This is a genomic window from Psychrobacillus psychrotolerans, assembly GCF_900115805.1.
GTDB classification, from domain to species: domain Bacteria; phylum Bacillota; class Bacilli; order Bacillales_A; family Planococcaceae; genus Psychrobacillus; species Psychrobacillus psychrotolerans.
Genome location: NZ_FOXU01000006.1, coordinates 108,353 through 123,730 on the forward strand (window position 1 = coordinate 108,353; position 15,378 = coordinate 123,730).

The window sequence follows — 15,378 nt, forward strand, 5'->3', positions numbered from 1 at the left end:
ATGTAGTGGCTTTACCTAGTTTCACTGAGCATCAATCAAACGTAAATGTTGTAATTTCCACGTTAGTTCTAAATAGGGAACAATTGACTTTGTATATACATATTTTATACAATTATAACTCGACTGAAATTTTAGAAAGTTTAGGGGGGAGTATCATAATGAGCACTATATATGAAGAGGAATTAAAGAGTTTGCAAGAAGTTTTATCTACACTGGATGACCGAATACACAAGCTAGAAAGTATTCCAGTTTATCATGGAGATAACTATACCGAACAAGTTCTTGAAAGTATGAGGGAGTTAAATCGGCAAAACTTACGAATTGGTGTACAGGAGCCATACTTTGGTCGGTTAGATTTTAGGGAGGATGGCCATTTAGAGCCAAATCCATTATACATTGGGAAAGTTGGTGTTTCGGATGAGGCAGCCAAGAAACCAATAGTTATTGATTGGCGTGCACCAGTTGCGAGTATGTTTTATTCCTTCAATGGTGGGGAAGAACTGGCTTTTTATCAATCTCCTGATGGATTGGTAGAAGGAGAAGTCTATTTAAAAAGAAACATAGCCATTCGTAAAAGAGAACTAGAGCGTGTGGTGGATACGTATATAAAAGGTAGTGAAGATGTATCCCTGACAGACGAATTTCTCTTATACCGATTAGGTGAAAACAAAGATAATAAATTAAAAGATATCGTTTCAACGATACAATCTGAGCAAAATGAAATTATCCGAGCTGAGAAAAATATACCGTTATTGATCCAAGGGGTTGCAGGGAGCGGAAAAACAACTGTCGCTTTACATCGCCTTGCTTTTTTAATCTATGAATATCGTGAACAGCTACAAGCAGATAGAATGATCATTTTCGCACCAAACAGTTTGTTTTTAGACTATATTTCTGGTGTACTTCCTGAACTAGGAGTAGGTAATATTAAACAAACTACTTTTCCAGAGTGGGCGTTACGTCTCTTAGATAATGCGGTGAAATTAAAACAACCAGAAGAAAAGTTGAAAGAAGCTTTTTCAATTAATCGTGACAATAATAAAGTGATGCTCGATAAATTGAAGGGGTCAATCAAGTTTAAGTCATTTATTGAAACAAGTCTCATTCAATTTGAAGAAAATCTAGTACCAACAACGAATCTCGAACTTTGGGATCAAGCTGAGATAACAGTAGAGGAAATTAAGAAGTGGTTATTGGTTGAATATAAGCATTATCCATTAACAAAGCGCAGGGAACGATTAGTTGCACGAATCAAGCGTTGGATAGAGATAGAACTTAAAAAGGTCGAAGGAACCAATGAGAAAAAGCTACTGAAAAAAGAGGCTAATATAAGATTAAATGCATATATGAAGTTTTGGCCGAAAATAAGCGCTTTATCGTTTTATACATCCTTGATGAAACGAAAAGAAATAGTAGAACTATTGCCAGAAGGGCTTGTACGAGAAACAGAAAAGAATTGCCAAAAGAAAGAAGTAAATGTAGAAGATTTAGCACCACTCCTCTATATTCATCACCAATTAATAGGAATAGAGGGCAAACAAAAATTTCATCATGTTGTCATCGATGAAGCACAAGACTTTTCACCATTTCAAATTTATCTTTTAAAAGAGATTACACTGGGAAATTCTTTTACCATTTTGGGCGATTTGTCTCAGGCAATTTATAATTATCAAGGTATTGAGGACTGGAATGACTTTAAAGAATTGTTTCAAGAAACGGGTTATTATGAACTGACGAGAAGCTATCGTTCGACAAAGGAAATTATCGAATTTGCAAATGAGGTCATAAAGCATGCTGAAGTTCCAGTAGGTCTTGCAACACCAGTTTTTCGTAGTGGTGAGAAAGTGAAAGTGATTGCTACGGATGATCAAATTCACGAAATCGTGAAGGTATTACAAGATTTAGGAAAAGGAAATCTCAAGACGATTGCGATAATAGGTAGAACAGACGCTGAATGCCGTTCGATACATGAAAAGTTACTAACTGCAGGGATTAATGCGAACGTCATTGAAGCAAATCAAAGTAAATACGCTGGTGGTATTTCAGTAGTTCCTGTGTATTTAGCTAAAGGATTGGAATTTGATGCAGTGCTACTTATCGATGTGGATGCAAGTCACTATAAAGATTCAAAGTATGATGCCAAATTATTATATGTAGGCTGCACGAGGTCTCTCCACGATTTGCGTATTTTCTATTCTGGTGAAGCATCACCATTAATTCAAGGAATTCCAGAAGAATTTTATGAAAGTAAATAATAGATGTTGGAAGAGGATTACTCTATGAGATGTTAGAGGACCTCTTTTTTGCGTTATTTTAGCGTGAGTAGTTGGTCTTCTTGGAGAAACTGTAACTTTTTAAAACCATGTCCACCTGTTACAAATTTTTGATCTAAGAATGATTTAATCTGATCCATTGTCACGTCATCAATATTTTCTGTAAATACTTTTGCAGTATCAAACATACCTTTAATTATTTTCATCATTTCAAACTTCCTCCTTTTTAACACCTATGTAACCATTCGAGTAAGGAGCAATAATCCCTTTTTCTTTAACGTAAATTTTATCAATCTTTGTCTCACATTTTTATGGCAACGAAAAACCTTCTAATTCAAAGGATGAATTAGAAGGTTTTTCTATCAAATCATAGTTACTATTAAATAAGAACGGTATTTCCAACAAGAATAACTATTCAGACTGTTTAATAGTTTGCTTAAATAGTCGGAATAATAATCCTTAAATGCTGTTCATTTAAAGAAACACTATTTCATCTTACTTTTTGTTTTCTCATCCATTGGGTTGCGACCCACTTTTCACCTGTTATAACTGGCGCACCACCATGTAAAGTTAAATCGTTTATATTTTGGTCATTATAAAAATACTCGAAGTAAACGGCCATCCCTTTTTTGGGTGTTACTGAAAAATTTAGTTTAGGGAAGTAAGTTTCTCCACCTTCTTCTACATCATTTAAGTACATAACAAGTGTACTGATTCTATTATTGTTTGCTGCTTTACTAGTGGATGAAAAGAAATCATTATGAGCTCTATACTCTTGACCGGGTGTATATTGGAGTATTTGAAGGCCTTCTCCGTGTTCTATAGGTATGTTCATGATAGAGGAGACTCTTTTTTCAACTCTCGCAACAATTTCATTTTCACTTTCTTCGAAAAACATACTACTACTTGTTCTCAGTTCATTTACTTCTCGTGACGCTCCAATTTTGGAACGGTTCAATTTGTCCTTAGACAACCTGATTAGTTCCTCGCACTCTTCATTACTTAACACATTACCCAATAGCACTATTAGTGGTTCCTCTAATCGAGTGACTATGTCAATCTCTCTATCTGTCATTATTTTGTTGCCAACGTGATCGAATATAGTTTGCTCTTTGTTGTCCGTTATCAAGTGCAAATCTCCTCTTAGACTATTAAATTTTCAAAGCTAGTAAGTTATTATGTGAGAATATAATGCTAACGGTTAACTTTTCCTTTAAATATTTGAATTAAAAGGAATTAACTTATGCTCCTTTCTGGAATTAATTTCAATATATTTTATCATACTATTTTTATATATCGCAAATATGAGAATAATCTAACGAGTGATTTTTTAAATATTGAGGGAAACGTGAAAATCAGGCGAAGTGGATGGAAGAGAAGGCTTTAGTGAATAAATCTAATAGGTATGAATGATATAATTTAATAATAATATTCAGGTTTCTTATGATGCGTTTGGATACTGATTTACTGGGACAGTTGTAGTCCCTAGGCGATGTGTAGTAATTAGAAAACCAATGATGTGCTAAATAAATTAACAAAAGTAGAGTATATAAGGGGGGATACCCATGAAATGCGGTGCAAAGTGTTTTATAGTGGAGGCCGAAATAAATGGCAAAATGCAAACTATACCGGTGACAGCAAGAACTTCTATTCAAGCTAGAAAAACTGTATCTCTAGAGTATGGCAATGAATTAAAGATAATTGCAGTGAAGGCTGATACCGATTCACTGTAATTTACATAAAGAATTTTTCGAATAAAAAGCACCTGTTTCCTGATCTATTTGCAGGGAAATGGTGCTTAAATTGTATTAAAGTCTAACTAACGATTCTCTATCCTATTATCATATTCTAACAGTAATAGTGAACACCCATTAGGTCTGCCTTAACGTAAGATAAATTATATGTGAGGAGGAAATATAAATTGGAGACTGGCAAATTAATCATTTGGGAACCACTGAAGGAAAATCCATTTGATCGTTTTAAAGTACAAATGAACTTAGTCTCTTTGCAATATGACGGGGAAGACTTTGTGTTAATCTTTACAGCGTTCAATAGTGAAGAGAAATTCAAATTCATCTACAAGCAATATGATTTTAGTTTTTATGCCATTCGTCATTTCCGTATTCTTAAGGAATGGACTCGAGGTGATATTGAATTCCTTATTGGTAAATTACGAGAAGAAAGGGATTCCGCGGGATTGCAAAAGTTCCCATACGATCCCACCTTTTACAAAATAGAAAATTCGAGTTTCAAATCTTGGTATAAGAATATTGACCTTTCTTTACCAACATCGGAAGATTCCCAGCTGGAACATCACTTGTACATAGCCTCCGATTATTTTATTGATGTACTAAGTGAAAATCAACCTATAATATGCATTGACCATACGAATCGTTGACCATTAAAAATCCTTTCGAAGATGGTACACTAAATCCAATACTTACATTCGGAGGTAACGGACATGAGCGAAAGATCAGAAGATAGAATGGTAAAGGAAATAATTTTAGATAATAGGTTAATAAAAGTAAATCATTATGAACAAGAAAAAATAAATGGTTTACACCAAATTTCAATAGTGTTTGACGTAACAAGTGAAGATTATCATGATATTGCGACTTTACTGTATAAGGGTACTTTTGAAGTTACTGTTCCAGACGCAGTATTATTTTTCCGGGCAACTATTATTAATTACTCAACTTCCATTACTAACTTATATGAGCAAGGGCAAGTGGGAGAATATAAATTGACTTTGCTGGAGACGGAGATATAAGAAGGGGGCTTAAAGATGAAGTTAAGTATTTTGGATCAATCGCCGATTTCTTCCAATCAAACAGCTCAAGAGGCTTTAAAGGATTCGTTGAAGTTAGCACAAGTTGGAGAGGCGTTAGGGTATTCTCGCTATTGGGTTACGGAACATCATGATTTACCTGGCTTAGCAAGTTCGGTTCCAGAAGTGATTTTAAGTTATATTGGAGCAAATACTAGTACAATTCGAATCGGCTCGGGAGCTGTGTTATTGCCTCATTATAAACCGTTCAAAGTGGCAGAAATTTATAATACACTTGCTACATTATTTCCTAATCGTATCGATGTAGGTATAGGGCGTGCACCGGGAGGATCAGCTGAAGCAACCAATGCTTTATCGGATAATTATTTGCAAAATGTTTATAAGATGCCTAGTTTAGTGAAGGATTTACTGCATTTCCTAGATGATGATTTTCCTGCTGACCACGAGTACTCGAAAATTTCTGCGTCTCCCATTCCGTTAGTAGCACCAGTTCCATGGCTTCTAGGGACTAGTAAAAAAAGTGCTTTGCTCGCTGCAGAAAATGGGATGGCCTATACATTTGGGCAATTTATGAGTGACAATGATGGACCGTCCATTATTCAGGAATATCTAGAAGCTTTTACTCCTCGGAAACAAGGACAAACAGCGCAAGTGATGATAACTGTTTCTGTTATTTGTGCAGAAACAACGGAAAAAGCGAATGAGTTATTGTTAAGTTCGCTTATATGGGAATTGCAGAAAGCTAAAGGGGAAGGACACAAAGGAATTCCATCTATTGAAGAGGCACAGCAATATAAATGGGATAACCGAGAAAAAGTTACGCTTGATAATATGAAAAAGAATATAATCATCGGTAATCCACAGGAAGTAAAAGAGAAATTAATCGACTTGCAAGCTTCCTATAAAGCAGATGAAATTATGCTAAGTACCATTATATATTCTGCTGAAGCGAGAAGAAACTCCTATAGACTAATAGGAAATGAATTACTTATTAATGATTAAACATGGGACAGCCCACACCCTAGGTCAAGTTAAACACATGAAGAGGAATTACTAAATAATGATGAAAATGCCCGTGAAGTATATAAACTTCACGGGCATTTTTTCGTTAGTTGAGTTAGTGTATTGCTGTAAATTAAATAATAGTGTATGATACCCAGTATAAGATAGTGTACGACACATAGTATACAGTAGTGAGGTGAAACATGGAAAAATTGTTAAGTTCATTAATAACTGAGTTACGTAGAGGAACATTGACACTTGCTGTATTGAGCCAGCTAAGAACACCTCAATATGGATACTCTTTGGTGCAATTACTAGAAAAGTCGAGTGTTTCTATTGAGCAAAGCACTTTATATCCTTTGCTACGGCGCTTAGAAAAACAGGAATTAGTCGAGAGCAGCTGGGATACAACGGAAAGTAGACCGAGAAAGTATTATGTATTAAGCGAATATGGAATTGAAATTTTGGAGCAGTTAAAAGCCGAATGGGAAAAATCTACGAAGGAACTTCAAAACTTATTAAAAGGAGATGTTGAAAATGAACCTGATTGATATATATATACAGGAAGTGACACGCAGGCTTCCTGAAAAAAGTCGTGATGATATTGCACTTGAATTAAGGTCAACTATTGAAGATATGCTCCCAGAAAATTACGCAGAGAAAGAAGTAAAAGAGGTTCTAGGAAATCTAGGAAACCCAGCATCACTTGCTAGTGAATACTCAGATAGACCGATGTATTTAATAGGGCCCAGATACTTTGATACGTACATGACTCTTTTGAAAATCGTGATACCAATCGTGGCGATACTCGCATTTTTAGTCATTGTTGTGGAAAATGTCATTTCTTATAGTGGGGAAGAAGACATTGTTAACGGAATTATTAACGTAATCATTTTGATCCTAGGTCATGGTATTTGGGGTATGTTCAGTGCAGCAATGGAGACATTCTTTTGGATTACGCTCGTTTTTGCCATTTTGGAACGCAAGGATACTTCAAAAAGCAAATCACCACTCACACAGGGTTGGACAGAATGGACACCTGATGATTTAAAAAGCATATCGCTTATTTCGAAAGAGAAGAAAATTTCCACTGGAGATATATTTGGTCACCTGTTGTGGATTGCTATTTTTATTTCAGTTTACTTTAATGCTGGTCACTTACTAGGTGTTTATGAAAAAGTACAAGGCAAAATAGAGTTAATCACCCCTACATTTAATCAGGAAGTATTACATTCGTATTGGCTAATTGTAATAGTTGCGTTAATAATAGAAATTGCTTTTGTATTTTATAAACTCATCCTTCGTCAATGGACATCTAAATTGGCAATTATGAATACGGTAAGAAATATAGTTTCTACCATAGTATTTATCATCGTTATTAGTAATGATCAACTTATAAATGAAGAATTCTATATGTATTTAGAGGATTTGTGGCAGTTATCATTTGAGCTTAAAAACTTATTTATCATCATTTTAATTGTATTTTGGTCATTTTTAAGCATTCTAGATATCGTACAAGGATTTAGAAAAGCAAATACGAAATAACAGGAATGTGGTTATTTGTAGTAACGCTCACATAAGTAGGAACATTCACGTAGGGACACTAGCTACAGGTATCCATCTATAAGGATGCTTTTTTTCTTTGTCCTACATGGATTACTGCTTACTTTTTTGTGAAGAACAAGGAAAATTAAAAAAAGGTGTGCGTTATTACAGTTAAAAATAGCATCTAAGACCCCGCGTTTCAAACCTTCAATTATTATATTTGGAGGTTTTTTTGCTGGAACGTTATTTAAGGGGAAATACATTTCATAAAGATAATATTGGTAAAGGTTAAAAAGCAACTGTAGATATTTATTATTAAAAATTATCTAAAAATATATATTGACAGGAGGTTAAAATAACATTAAATTTAAATGAGAATGATAATCAGTCTTATTTCATTGCATATAATTATATTTACGTATTAATAGAAATTATACTTTTTAATAAGAGTTGAAAATTTTATAGAAGAGGAAGGGTTACATATGCAAAACAAAAAATCTTTATTACTAATGCTTGCAATGGCTTTTTTTGCAGTTTTAGTATTAGTAGGATGTTCAGATGATTCAACAACTGAAGAAGTAGATAAAAAGGATACAGATACTTCAACTGAAACAGCAGCAGAAACAGAAACACAATATCCAGTTACGATTAAACATGCTTTAGGAGAGGCAGTACTTGAAAGCAAACCTGAGCGTATTGTAACTATACAATGGGCAAACCATGATATCGCTTTAGCGCTTGGTGTTGTGCCAGTTGGTTTTTCAGCAGCAAACTTTGGCGTTCAAGATGATAGTGGTTTACTACCATGGACAAAAGAAAAATTAGATGAACTTGGAGCAACAGATCCAAACGTATTTCAAGATACAGATGGGTTAGATTTTGAAGCGATTTCAGATGCAAATCCAGACGTTATCCTTGCTGCATACTCAGGTATTACAGAAGAAGAATATGAAACATTAACACAAATTGCACCAGTTGTAGCATATCCAACATCAGCATGGACTACTACATGGCGCGAGCAGGTTGAATTGAATGCGGCAGGTATGGGGATGAAAGAAGAAGGCGAACAACTGATTAAAGATACGGAAAATTTAATCGCTGAAAAATTAAGCGCTTATCCACAAATCGAAGGTAAAAAAGTTGTTTGGGTAAATTTCTCTGCGCAGGATTTATCGCAATTACACATTTATACACCAGTGGATTCACGTGTAGCATTTTTAGAAGAATTAGGGCTAACGGCTCCTGAAAGTATTTCATCATTAATCACAGATCCAAAAAGTTATTCATTAAACTTAAGTACGGAAAATGTAGAAGCGTTGTTTGATGCAGATATTATCGTAGGATATGGTGATGAGGAATTATACAATACTATCAAAGCAGATCCTTTACTTGGTAAAATTCCGGCTGTTGAAAGAGGTTCTGTAGCATTTATCACAAGTGATACACCATTAGTAGCGGCAGGAACTCCAAACCCACTTTCAATTGCGTATACGATTGACGAGTATTTAGAACTAATCGGAGGAGCTATAGACAAGATCAATGAATAGCACCACTGATTCCAAAAAGAAGCAATTAGATTTACATTTGCCAAAGCATTTTACGCTCATTTTGGTGATTGCAATCATCTTGTTGATTGTTAGCATCGTCTCCTCGCTTATGTTAGGGGCAAGGGTTGTAAGTTATCAAGAGCTGATGGACGGCTTATTTTATACAAACCAAGATTCTTATGGAGCCAACGTAGTGCGCAAACGAATTTCCCGCACGGTCTTTAGTTTGTGCTGTGGTGTTGCTTTAGGAATTGCAGGAGTGTTAATGCAAGCCGTAACACGTAATCCATTAGCAGACCCTAGTATTTTAGGGGTAAACACAGGTGCCACGTTATTTGTTGTAATAGGTATTACACTTTTTAACATTACAACTGCAGGGGAATATATTTGGTTAGCTTTAATCGGAGCGAGCATTACTGCAGTTTTCGTGTTTGGAATTGGTTCCATGGGGCGTGGTGGTGCTACGCCTATTAAGTTACTCCTAGCAGGAGCTGCAACTAGTGCAGCTCTTTCTTCGCTTGTCACCGCAATTATTATTCCAAGCGCTTATGCTCAGGATCAGTTTAGATTTTGGCAAGTGGGAAGCGTTGGATCAGGAAATTGGGATTCTATCAAGATTTTCCTCCCGTTTCTTATCGTTGGGCTTTTAATAGCGTTTATTTCCGCACCTGCTTTAAATGCATTAGCCTTAGGGGATGATGTTGCGACTAGTCTAGGAGTACGCCCTGGTATATTACGTGCTTTTGCCATCATTGCCGGGGTTGTTTTGTGTGGAGCTGCTACTGCTTTAGCAGGTCCAATTGGATTTATCGGTCTGTTGGCAACACACGCTATGCGTTTTGTTATTGGACCAGATTTACGCTTTTTAATACCGATGTCGGCATTAGCAGGAGCCATCATTTTGACGTTTTCAGATGTTGTTGGTCGACTGATTGCTAGTCCAGGAGAGCTTGAAGTTGGTATTCTAACTGCGTTTATTGGTGCACCTATACTTATCATATTAGCTAAGAAATCGAAAGTGCGGTCATTATGAAAAATCAATCTGTTGAAGTTAATTTTATTATGCAAGGGATGCGTCAGAGAAGACGGCGATGGCTTTTTGTTACGACGCTCCTCGTCATTTTAGCTGTAGTACTTAGTTCTGCTATGTTGCTGCTCGGCAATACAATTTATCCAGTACATATTGTTGTGCGGACCCTATTGGGCGAAGAGATTTCTGGAGCCAATTTTGCGGTGAATACAATTCGACTTCCACGAATGCTCGCAGGGGTATTTGCAGGATTTGCTTTTGGTGTTGGAGGCTATGTCTTCCAAACGATGCTGCGAAATCCATTAGCAAATCCAAATATTTTGGGGATTACATCGGGCTCAAGTGTAGCAGCAGTATTTTGTATAACTGTATTGCATACGAGCAACTCGACTATATCTATTGCAGCCGTCATTGGTGGTTTAGCAACGGTAATTGTTATGTATTTATTAGCTCGCGGGGGAACATTTTCCATCGGTCGCATAATCATTATCGGTATTGCGATTCAAGCTATGTTAGATGCTGTCATTTCTTTTTTACTCCTGAAGAGTGCTCAACAAGATATAGCTGGAGCAATCAGATGGCTTGGAGGCAGTTTGAATGGCTCCAAGATGAGTGAGTTGCCTCCATTAATAATCGTTGTATTACTTTTCACGCCAATAATTATTATATTTGGGAAGCAATTAGGCATTTTAGAGCTTGGTGAGCAAATGGCTTCTTCCCTAGGTGTTTCAACCGATAGACTACGGATTATTCTAATAGTCAGTTCTGTCTTTATGATTGCAATTGCTACAGCAACAACGGGACCAATTGCTTTTGTATCATTTTTAGCAGGGCCAATCGCAAATCGACTAGTTGGTGTTAGCTCATCTAATATTCTTCCAGCAGGGTTAGTAGGGGTCAATCTTGTTCTAATTGCCGATCTTATTGGACAATTTGCATTTGAATATAGATTTCCTGTAGGTGTTATCACAGGATTACTAGGGGCACCATACTTAATATATTTACTAATCCGTATGAACCGAAAAGGAGAATTGTAATGGGGAACACACACAGTTTTCGAGCCGATAAATTGTTTTCCGGCTATGACAATAAAACAATTATTCAAGGAATTGACCTTGAAATACCTAAAAATAAAATAAGTGTAATTATTGGCGCCAATGGTTGTGGAAAATCTACACTTCTTAAAACGATAGCTAAGCTCATAAAGCCATCAGAAGGTGATGTAACGCTTGACGGAAAAGCGATAAACAAATACCCACCTAAGCAATTAGCACGGATATTAGGTGTTCTTCCGCAATCACCTGTAGTACCGGAAGGAATTACAGTTGCTGATTTAGTTGGAAGAGGAAGGTTTCCACATCAATCCTTGTTTAGTGGATGGTCTAAGAAGGACTATGAGGCAGTTGAGGAAGCAATGGATTTTATGAACATTACGGAGTTTGCTAATCTTGATATTGACGAGCTATCTGGTGGTCAAAGGCAGCGAGTATGGATAGCCATGGCTCTTGCACAGCAAACGGATATTTTACTATTAGATGAACCAACAACATTTCTAGATATCACCTATCAAGTAGAAATTTTAGATTTACTAACGAGCCTTAATGAAAAGTATGGGACTACCATCGTTATGGTGCTACATGATATCAACTTATCTGCTCGTTATGCAGATTATATTTTTGCGCTCCATAAAGGTGAGCTTGTCGCAGAAGGAAAACCTTCGGACATCATAACAAGTGACTTAGTAAAATCTATTTTTGACTTGAATTGTGTTGTGATCCAAGATCCAATTTCCGATACACCTTTAGTTATACCTAAAGGCCGCTACCATGTGAAAAGTTAAATTTTACGAGTGAACAGTCCTTATGACGATGTTTTGTTCATCCTCATTTTCGAAATGATGTAATTTAAATATAAGGTAGAAGACCAGAAGAACTAACTTCTGGTCTTTTTTGTTTTCTTAATGATTAATCAATTTTAAAGGTTATCTACTAAATGAATTGACGAGGTCAATATTCATCCTATACAATAGTAAATGAAAGTGATTCTCATTATCATTTAATTTCTACTTTAAGATAATACAGAGAACCGTATTGTATGAACAAGGTCTTTCAGCGCAAACCAATAACGAGGGAGGAACATCTTATGAATGAAAATTTTATAATACTAGAAATGTTTCAGCATGAAGTAAGCTGTTGCTGTCCAGGACAAAAGCATAAACATATGATTGAGTTCCATCCAAGTGATGTATGGACGATAATAGATGAGCAAAAGTACGATGATTCTCTTGGGTGGCATTTTTTGGTGACTGTTAATGGAGAGTTTCAATTTCTTATTCAAGTGGATGATATTGAAGAGCTGAGTAACGAAGGCAGAATTAGCTCCCTTATGGATTTAGAGTTAAAAATGATGCATTTGAATTTTAAAGTGAATGAATCACTCGATCAACATGATGAGGAGGCATTTACTTTGTTTGCAAATGAACTAAGCAATGTGCAGAAGATCATGGAAAATGGATATTCCTCTTTAGGTATAGAAGCTTAACCAATCCTCCCGTGAAGGAAAATATTTTATTCATTGTTACATATTATTACCGGAACATGAAAGAGAATGTATTGTTAATGTAAATTAGCATATCCAATATTTGCTAATAATAATTACCTCCGTTATGGCAATCATAATTTTTGGAGGTGAAGAACAATGGCAAACAACAATAACAATAACGTTCCGAATGCAGCTCAAACAAATGCAGAAGAAGTTAGAAAGCAAAATGCTCAAGCAAATCAAAAAGCGCAACAAAATGGACAAGGTGCTTCACAAAACAAGTTTGAATTTGGATCAGAATTTGGGGTATCCTCAGAACGTCAAACAAATGCCCAAGAAGTGAGACAACAAAATGCTCAAGCAAATCAAAAAGCAGGACAAGCTGGATCTCAAAACATGTCTAGCGAATTTGGATCGGAATTTGGCGTATCAAAAGAGCGTCAAACAAATGTGCAAGAAGTGAAACAACAAAATGCTCAAGCTAACAGTAAAGCACAACAAAACGCCAATAATTTTAAGAAATAATATATAACTAAAATTATGATGGGAGCTTAAACACTCCCGTCATTTTTATTGGTTTAAAATACCTGGTTTACAAAAAAAACTCAAAAAGTTGTAACAAAAAATAACAATGCAAGATTCTAAAAATTTGTGCTAAAATAAAATATCAGTCTACTTAAAGTTAAAATAAGTACATATTATTTTAATGGGGAAATTGAATTTTGTATTTCTTTCTAAAGGGAGAAAACTATGGGGGATAGTATGATGAAGAATTTATTAGCTAAATGGAATCAAATGAGTTTAGTAAAAAGGATTGTTATCGGTATTATTGTCGGTGTTATCTTAGCTTTAGCCGTTCCAACTGGCGCAAGCTGGATTTCTATTTTGGGATCTTTATTTGTCGGAGCATTAAAAGCAGTTGCGCCGATATTAGTATTATTTATAGTAATGCACGCAATTGCTGTACATAAGAGTGGTAAAAAGACGAATATGAAATCAATTCTTGGCCTTTATGCTATTGGTACATTACTTGCCGGAGCAGTGGCTGTAGTAGCAAGTTTTCTATTCCCAGTTACACTAACGCTTACAACAGGAGTAGAAGAACTAACTCCCCCTGAAGGTATTGCTGAAGTTATTGAGACCTTACTATTTAATCTAGTTGCTAATCCAATTGATGCAGTAGTAAATGCTAACTATTTAGGGATATTAATGTGGGCGATTGTTCTTGGCTTTGCACTAAAAAATGCAAATCAACATACAAAAGATATGTTAGGTAATTTTTCGGATGCTATCACTAAAATAGTACAATGGGTGATCAATTTAGCACCACTTGGTATTATGGGGCTTGTATTTGATGCAATTGTAACAAGTGGTCTTTCGGCTTTAGCTGATTATGGTAGATTACTATTAATATTAGTTGGGTGTATGGTGTTTATCGCACTTGTAGTGAATCCAATAATTGTGTATATCTATACGAGAAAAAATCCTTATCCAATTGTTCTAATGGTTTTAAGAGAAAGTGGTATTACGGCGTTCTTTACACGTAGTTCCGCAGCAAATATACCAGTAAATATGAAACTATGTGAAAAACTTGGATTAGATGAGGATACTTATGCAGTATCAATTCCTCTAGGTGCTACTATTAACATGGCTGGCGCAGCAGTGACTATTGCTGTTCTAACTCTAGCAACTGTAAATACATTAGGTGTTGAAGTAGATTTTGTGACTGCTCTTATGCTTGTTGTCGTTGCCGCTGTCTCTGCAGCAGGTGCATCAGGTGTTGCAGGGGGATCATTGCTACTTATCCCATTAGCATGTAATTTATTTGGTATTCCTAATGACATTGCTATGCAAGTAGTTGGGGTTGGGTTTATCATTGGTGTTATACAAGATTCTTGCGAAACTGCTTTGAATTCTTCATCTGATGTATTGTTCACGGCTACAGCTCAGCATGCGAAAGAGCGTAGAGAAGGTAAAACTAAAGTAGTTAGTGTGAATTCTTAAAACGATATAATAAAATTTTAAAAGCCACGATTACCGAGAATAATTCGGTAATCGTGGCTTTTAAATATTTATACATTTATTTTACTTCTTTAAATCCTTGACTTTCTAATATTTCAAGAGACTTTTTCATACTCACGCCTTTATCTTTAGGATCTTCGGTAAACTCCATCCCCGGTAAGCTCTTTATGTCATCGTATTCTGCAACCTCATAATCTATAGTTAACGTTTCAATAGCTTTAGTATCCTCATATTCTAGGTTATGTGTTATTCCATCAATGTCTTGAAATTGTTCCACAAGGGGAGCAAAAAGCTCTTGTGCTTCTTCTTTGGAAGGAATACCCGCTAAGTCATATTGGATAATGTTTTCAGTTGATTGTTTGGTAACTTTATCTCCTTTAGTTGTGTATACCATCGTGGTAATAACACCATTTTGTTCTAATTCAAATGTTCTAGTAGACTCACTTCCACATGCTGTTAAAAATAGAGCTAAAACCATAATAATTATAAATCCAGTTAATTTTTTCATTGTTACACTCCTCGTGTATGTATAATTTAGTATAAAATTTTAAATACCATTATTAACCATAATATGATGCCAAAAAGAAAGCAGAACTGATTTTTTAAAATAGCATTTCTAGAAAAATGAAG

General features: G+C 35.6%; 17 protein-coding genes. 14 read left to right on the forward strand and 3 right to left on the reverse strand.

The genetic code is table 11. The features are described from left to right. Nucleotides 1-158 precede the first annotated feature (158 nt). Nucleotides 159-2,255 carry a HelD family protein gene (locus BM260_RS12575; protein ID WP_093537701.1) on the forward strand — a complete coding sequence of 699 codons (2,097 nt, stop codon included), beginning with the start codon at nucleotides 159-161 and terminating at the stop codon, nucleotides 2,253-2,255. A gap of 53 nt (nucleotides 2,256-2,308) precedes the next feature. On the opposite strand, the gene BM260_RS18485 is transcribed toward BM260_RS12575, so the two are convergent. Then, nucleotides 2,309-2,482 carry a hypothetical protein gene (locus BM260_RS18485; RefSeq protein WP_175496293.1) on the reverse strand — a complete coding sequence of 58 codons (174 nt, stop codon included), beginning with the start codon at nucleotides 2,480-2,482 and terminating at the stop codon, nucleotides 2,309-2,311. Between the two features lie 281 nt (nucleotides 2,483-2,763). Further along, on the reverse strand, nucleotides 2,764-3,348 hold the full coding sequence (locus BM260_RS12580; protein ID WP_093537820.1) for a 2OG-Fe(II) oxygenase: 585 nt from the start codon (nucleotides 3,346-3,348) through the stop codon (nucleotides 2,764-2,766). 490 nt (nucleotides 3,349-3,838) lie between these two features. Between BM260_RS12580 and BM260_RS18490 the strand changes: the two genes are divergently transcribed. From BM260_RS18490 to sstT, 13 genes are all read left to right on the forward strand, one after another. Continuing rightward, nucleotides 3,839-4,006, forward strand: coding sequence for a hypothetical protein (locus tag BM260_RS18490; protein WP_175496294.1), 168 nt, complete (start codon nucleotides 3,839-3,841; stop codon nucleotides 4,004-4,006). Nucleotides 4,007-4,194: 188 nt separating this feature from the next. Then, nucleotides 4,195-4,671 (forward strand): hypothetical protein, encoded by a 477-nt coding sequence (locus BM260_RS12585; protein WP_093537702.1) that lies wholly within the window; start codon nucleotides 4,195-4,197, stop codon nucleotides 4,669-4,671. Between the two features lie 87 nt (nucleotides 4,672-4,758). Then, a complete protein-coding gene (locus tag BM260_RS12590) occupies nucleotides 4,759-5,043 on the forward strand; it encodes a DUF3219 family protein (RefSeq protein ID WP_093537821.1) in 285 nt (94 codons plus the stop codon). A 15-nt stretch (nucleotides 5,044-5,058) separates the two neighbouring features. Continuing rightward, a complete protein-coding gene (locus tag BM260_RS12595; protein WP_093537703.1) occupies nucleotides 5,059-6,063 on the forward strand; it encodes an LLM class flavin-dependent oxidoreductase in 1,005 nt (334 codons plus the stop codon). A 203-nt stretch (nucleotides 6,064-6,266) separates the two neighbouring features. Continuing rightward, on the forward strand, nucleotides 6,267-6,614 hold the full coding sequence (locus BM260_RS12600; RefSeq protein WP_093537704.1) for a PadR family transcriptional regulator: 348 nt from the start codon (nucleotides 6,267-6,269) through the stop codon (nucleotides 6,612-6,614). After that, nucleotides 6,601-7,608 (forward strand): HAAS signaling domain-containing protein, encoded by a 1,008-nt coding sequence (locus tag BM260_RS12605; protein WP_093537705.1) that lies wholly within the window; start codon nucleotides 6,601-6,603, stop codon nucleotides 7,606-7,608. Before BM260_RS12600 ends, BM260_RS12605 begins: the two co-directional genes overlap by 14 nt. 482 nt (nucleotides 7,609-8,090) lie before the next feature. Beyond that, nucleotides 8,091-9,155 carry an iron-siderophore ABC transporter substrate-binding protein gene (locus BM260_RS12610; protein ID WP_093537706.1) on the forward strand — a complete coding sequence of 355 codons (1,065 nt, stop codon included), beginning with the start codon at nucleotides 8,091-8,093 and terminating at the stop codon, nucleotides 9,153-9,155. Beyond that, on the forward strand, nucleotides 9,148-10,188 hold the full coding sequence (locus BM260_RS12615; RefSeq protein ID WP_093537707.1) for a FecCD family ABC transporter permease: 1,041 nt from the start codon (nucleotides 9,148-9,150) through the stop codon (nucleotides 10,186-10,188). Before BM260_RS12610 ends, BM260_RS12615 begins: the two co-directional genes overlap by 8 nt. After that, the gene (locus BM260_RS12620; RefSeq protein ID WP_093537708.1) at nucleotides 10,185-11,222 is read left to right on the forward strand and encodes a FecCD family ABC transporter permease; all 1,038 of its coding nucleotides are present in this window, start codon (nucleotides 10,185-10,187) and stop codon (nucleotides 11,220-11,222) included. Before BM260_RS12615 ends, BM260_RS12620 begins: the two co-directional genes overlap by 4 nt. Beyond that, nucleotides 11,222-12,025, forward strand: a complete 804-nt coding sequence (locus BM260_RS12625) for an ABC transporter ATP-binding protein (RefSeq protein WP_093537709.1) — start codon at nucleotides 11,222-11,224, stop codon at nucleotides 12,023-12,025. Before BM260_RS12620 ends, BM260_RS12625 begins: the two co-directional genes overlap by 1 nt. 302 nt (nucleotides 12,026-12,327) lie before the next feature. Beyond that, the gene (locus BM260_RS12630) at nucleotides 12,328-12,726 is read left to right on the forward strand and encodes a hypothetical protein (protein ID WP_093537710.1); all 399 of its coding nucleotides are present in this window, start codon (nucleotides 12,328-12,330) and stop codon (nucleotides 12,724-12,726) included. 156 nt (nucleotides 12,727-12,882) lie between these two features. Further along, entirely contained in the window at nucleotides 12,883-13,251 is a 369-nt protein-coding gene (locus tag BM260_RS12635) for a gamma-type small acid-soluble spore protein (RefSeq protein WP_093537711.1), read from the forward strand. 240 nt (nucleotides 13,252-13,491) lie between these two features. Next, nucleotides 13,492-14,730: a serine/threonine transporter SstT gene (gene sstT, locus BM260_RS12640; protein WP_093537822.1), complete on the forward strand. Its 1,239-nt coding sequence runs from the start codon at nucleotides 13,492-13,494 to the stop codon at nucleotides 14,728-14,730. Nucleotides 14,731-14,806: 76 nt separating this feature from the next. Here sstT and BM260_RS12645 read toward each other — a convergent pair whose 3' ends face one another. Beyond that, nucleotides 14,807-15,256, reverse strand: a complete 450-nt coding sequence (locus BM260_RS12645; protein WP_093537712.1) for a YehR family lipoprotein — start codon at nucleotides 15,254-15,256, stop codon at nucleotides 14,807-14,809. Between the last annotated feature and the right edge of the window lie 122 nt (nucleotides 15,257-15,378).

Coding starts and splice junctions, on each gene's coding strand:
- BM260_RS18490 (WP_175496294.1), top strand. CDS start 3,839: ATGAAATGCGGTGCAAAGTGTTTTATAGTGGAGGCCGAAATAAATGGC.
- BM260_RS12620 (WP_093537708.1), top strand. CDS start 10,185: ATGAAAAATCAATCTGTTGAAGTTAATTTTATTATGCAAGGGATGCGT.
- BM260_RS12630 (WP_093537710.1), top strand. CDS start 12,328: ATGAATGAAAATTTTATAATACTAGAAATGTTTCAGCATGAAGTAAGC.
- BM260_RS12600 (WP_093537704.1), top strand. CDS start 6,267: ATGGAAAAATTGTTAAGTTCATTAATAACTGAGTTACGTAGAGGAACA.
- BM260_RS12590 (WP_093537821.1), top strand. CDS start 4,759: ATGGTAAAGGAAATAATTTTAGATAATAGGTTAATAAAAGTAAATCAT.
- BM260_RS12635 (WP_093537711.1), top strand. CDS start 12,883: ATGGCAAACAACAATAACAATAACGTTCCGAATGCAGCTCAAACAAAT.
- BM260_RS12610 (WP_093537706.1), top strand. CDS start 8,091: ATGCAAAACAAAAAATCTTTATTACTAATGCTTGCAATGGCTTTTTTT.
- BM260_RS12575 (WP_093537701.1), top strand. CDS start 159: ATGAGCACTATATATGAAGAGGAATTAAAGAGTTTGCAAGAAGTTTTA.
- sstT (WP_093537822.1), top strand. CDS start 13,492: ATGAAGAATTTATTAGCTAAATGGAATCAAATGAGTTTAGTAAAAAGG.
- BM260_RS12615 (WP_093537707.1), top strand. CDS start 9,148: ATGAATAGCACCACTGATTCCAAAAAGAAGCAATTAGATTTACATTTG.
- BM260_RS12645 (WP_093537712.1), bottom strand. CDS start 15,256: ATGAAAAAATTAACTGGATTTATAATTATTATGGTTTTAGCTCTATTT.
- BM260_RS12595 (WP_093537703.1), top strand. CDS start 5,059: ATGAAGTTAAGTATTTTGGATCAATCGCCGATTTCTTCCAATCAAACA.
- BM260_RS18485 (WP_175496293.1), bottom strand. CDS start 2,482: ATGATGAAAATAATTAAAGGTATGTTTGATACTGCAAAAGTATTTACA.
- BM260_RS12580 (WP_093537820.1), bottom strand. CDS start 3,348: ATGACAGATAGAGAGATTGACATAGTCACTCGATTAGAGGAACCACTA.
- BM260_RS12605 (WP_093537705.1), top strand. CDS start 6,601: ATGAACCTGATTGATATATATATACAGGAAGTGACACGCAGGCTTCCT.
- BM260_RS12625 (WP_093537709.1), top strand. CDS start 11,222: ATGGGGAACACACACAGTTTTCGAGCCGATAAATTGTTTTCCGGCTAT.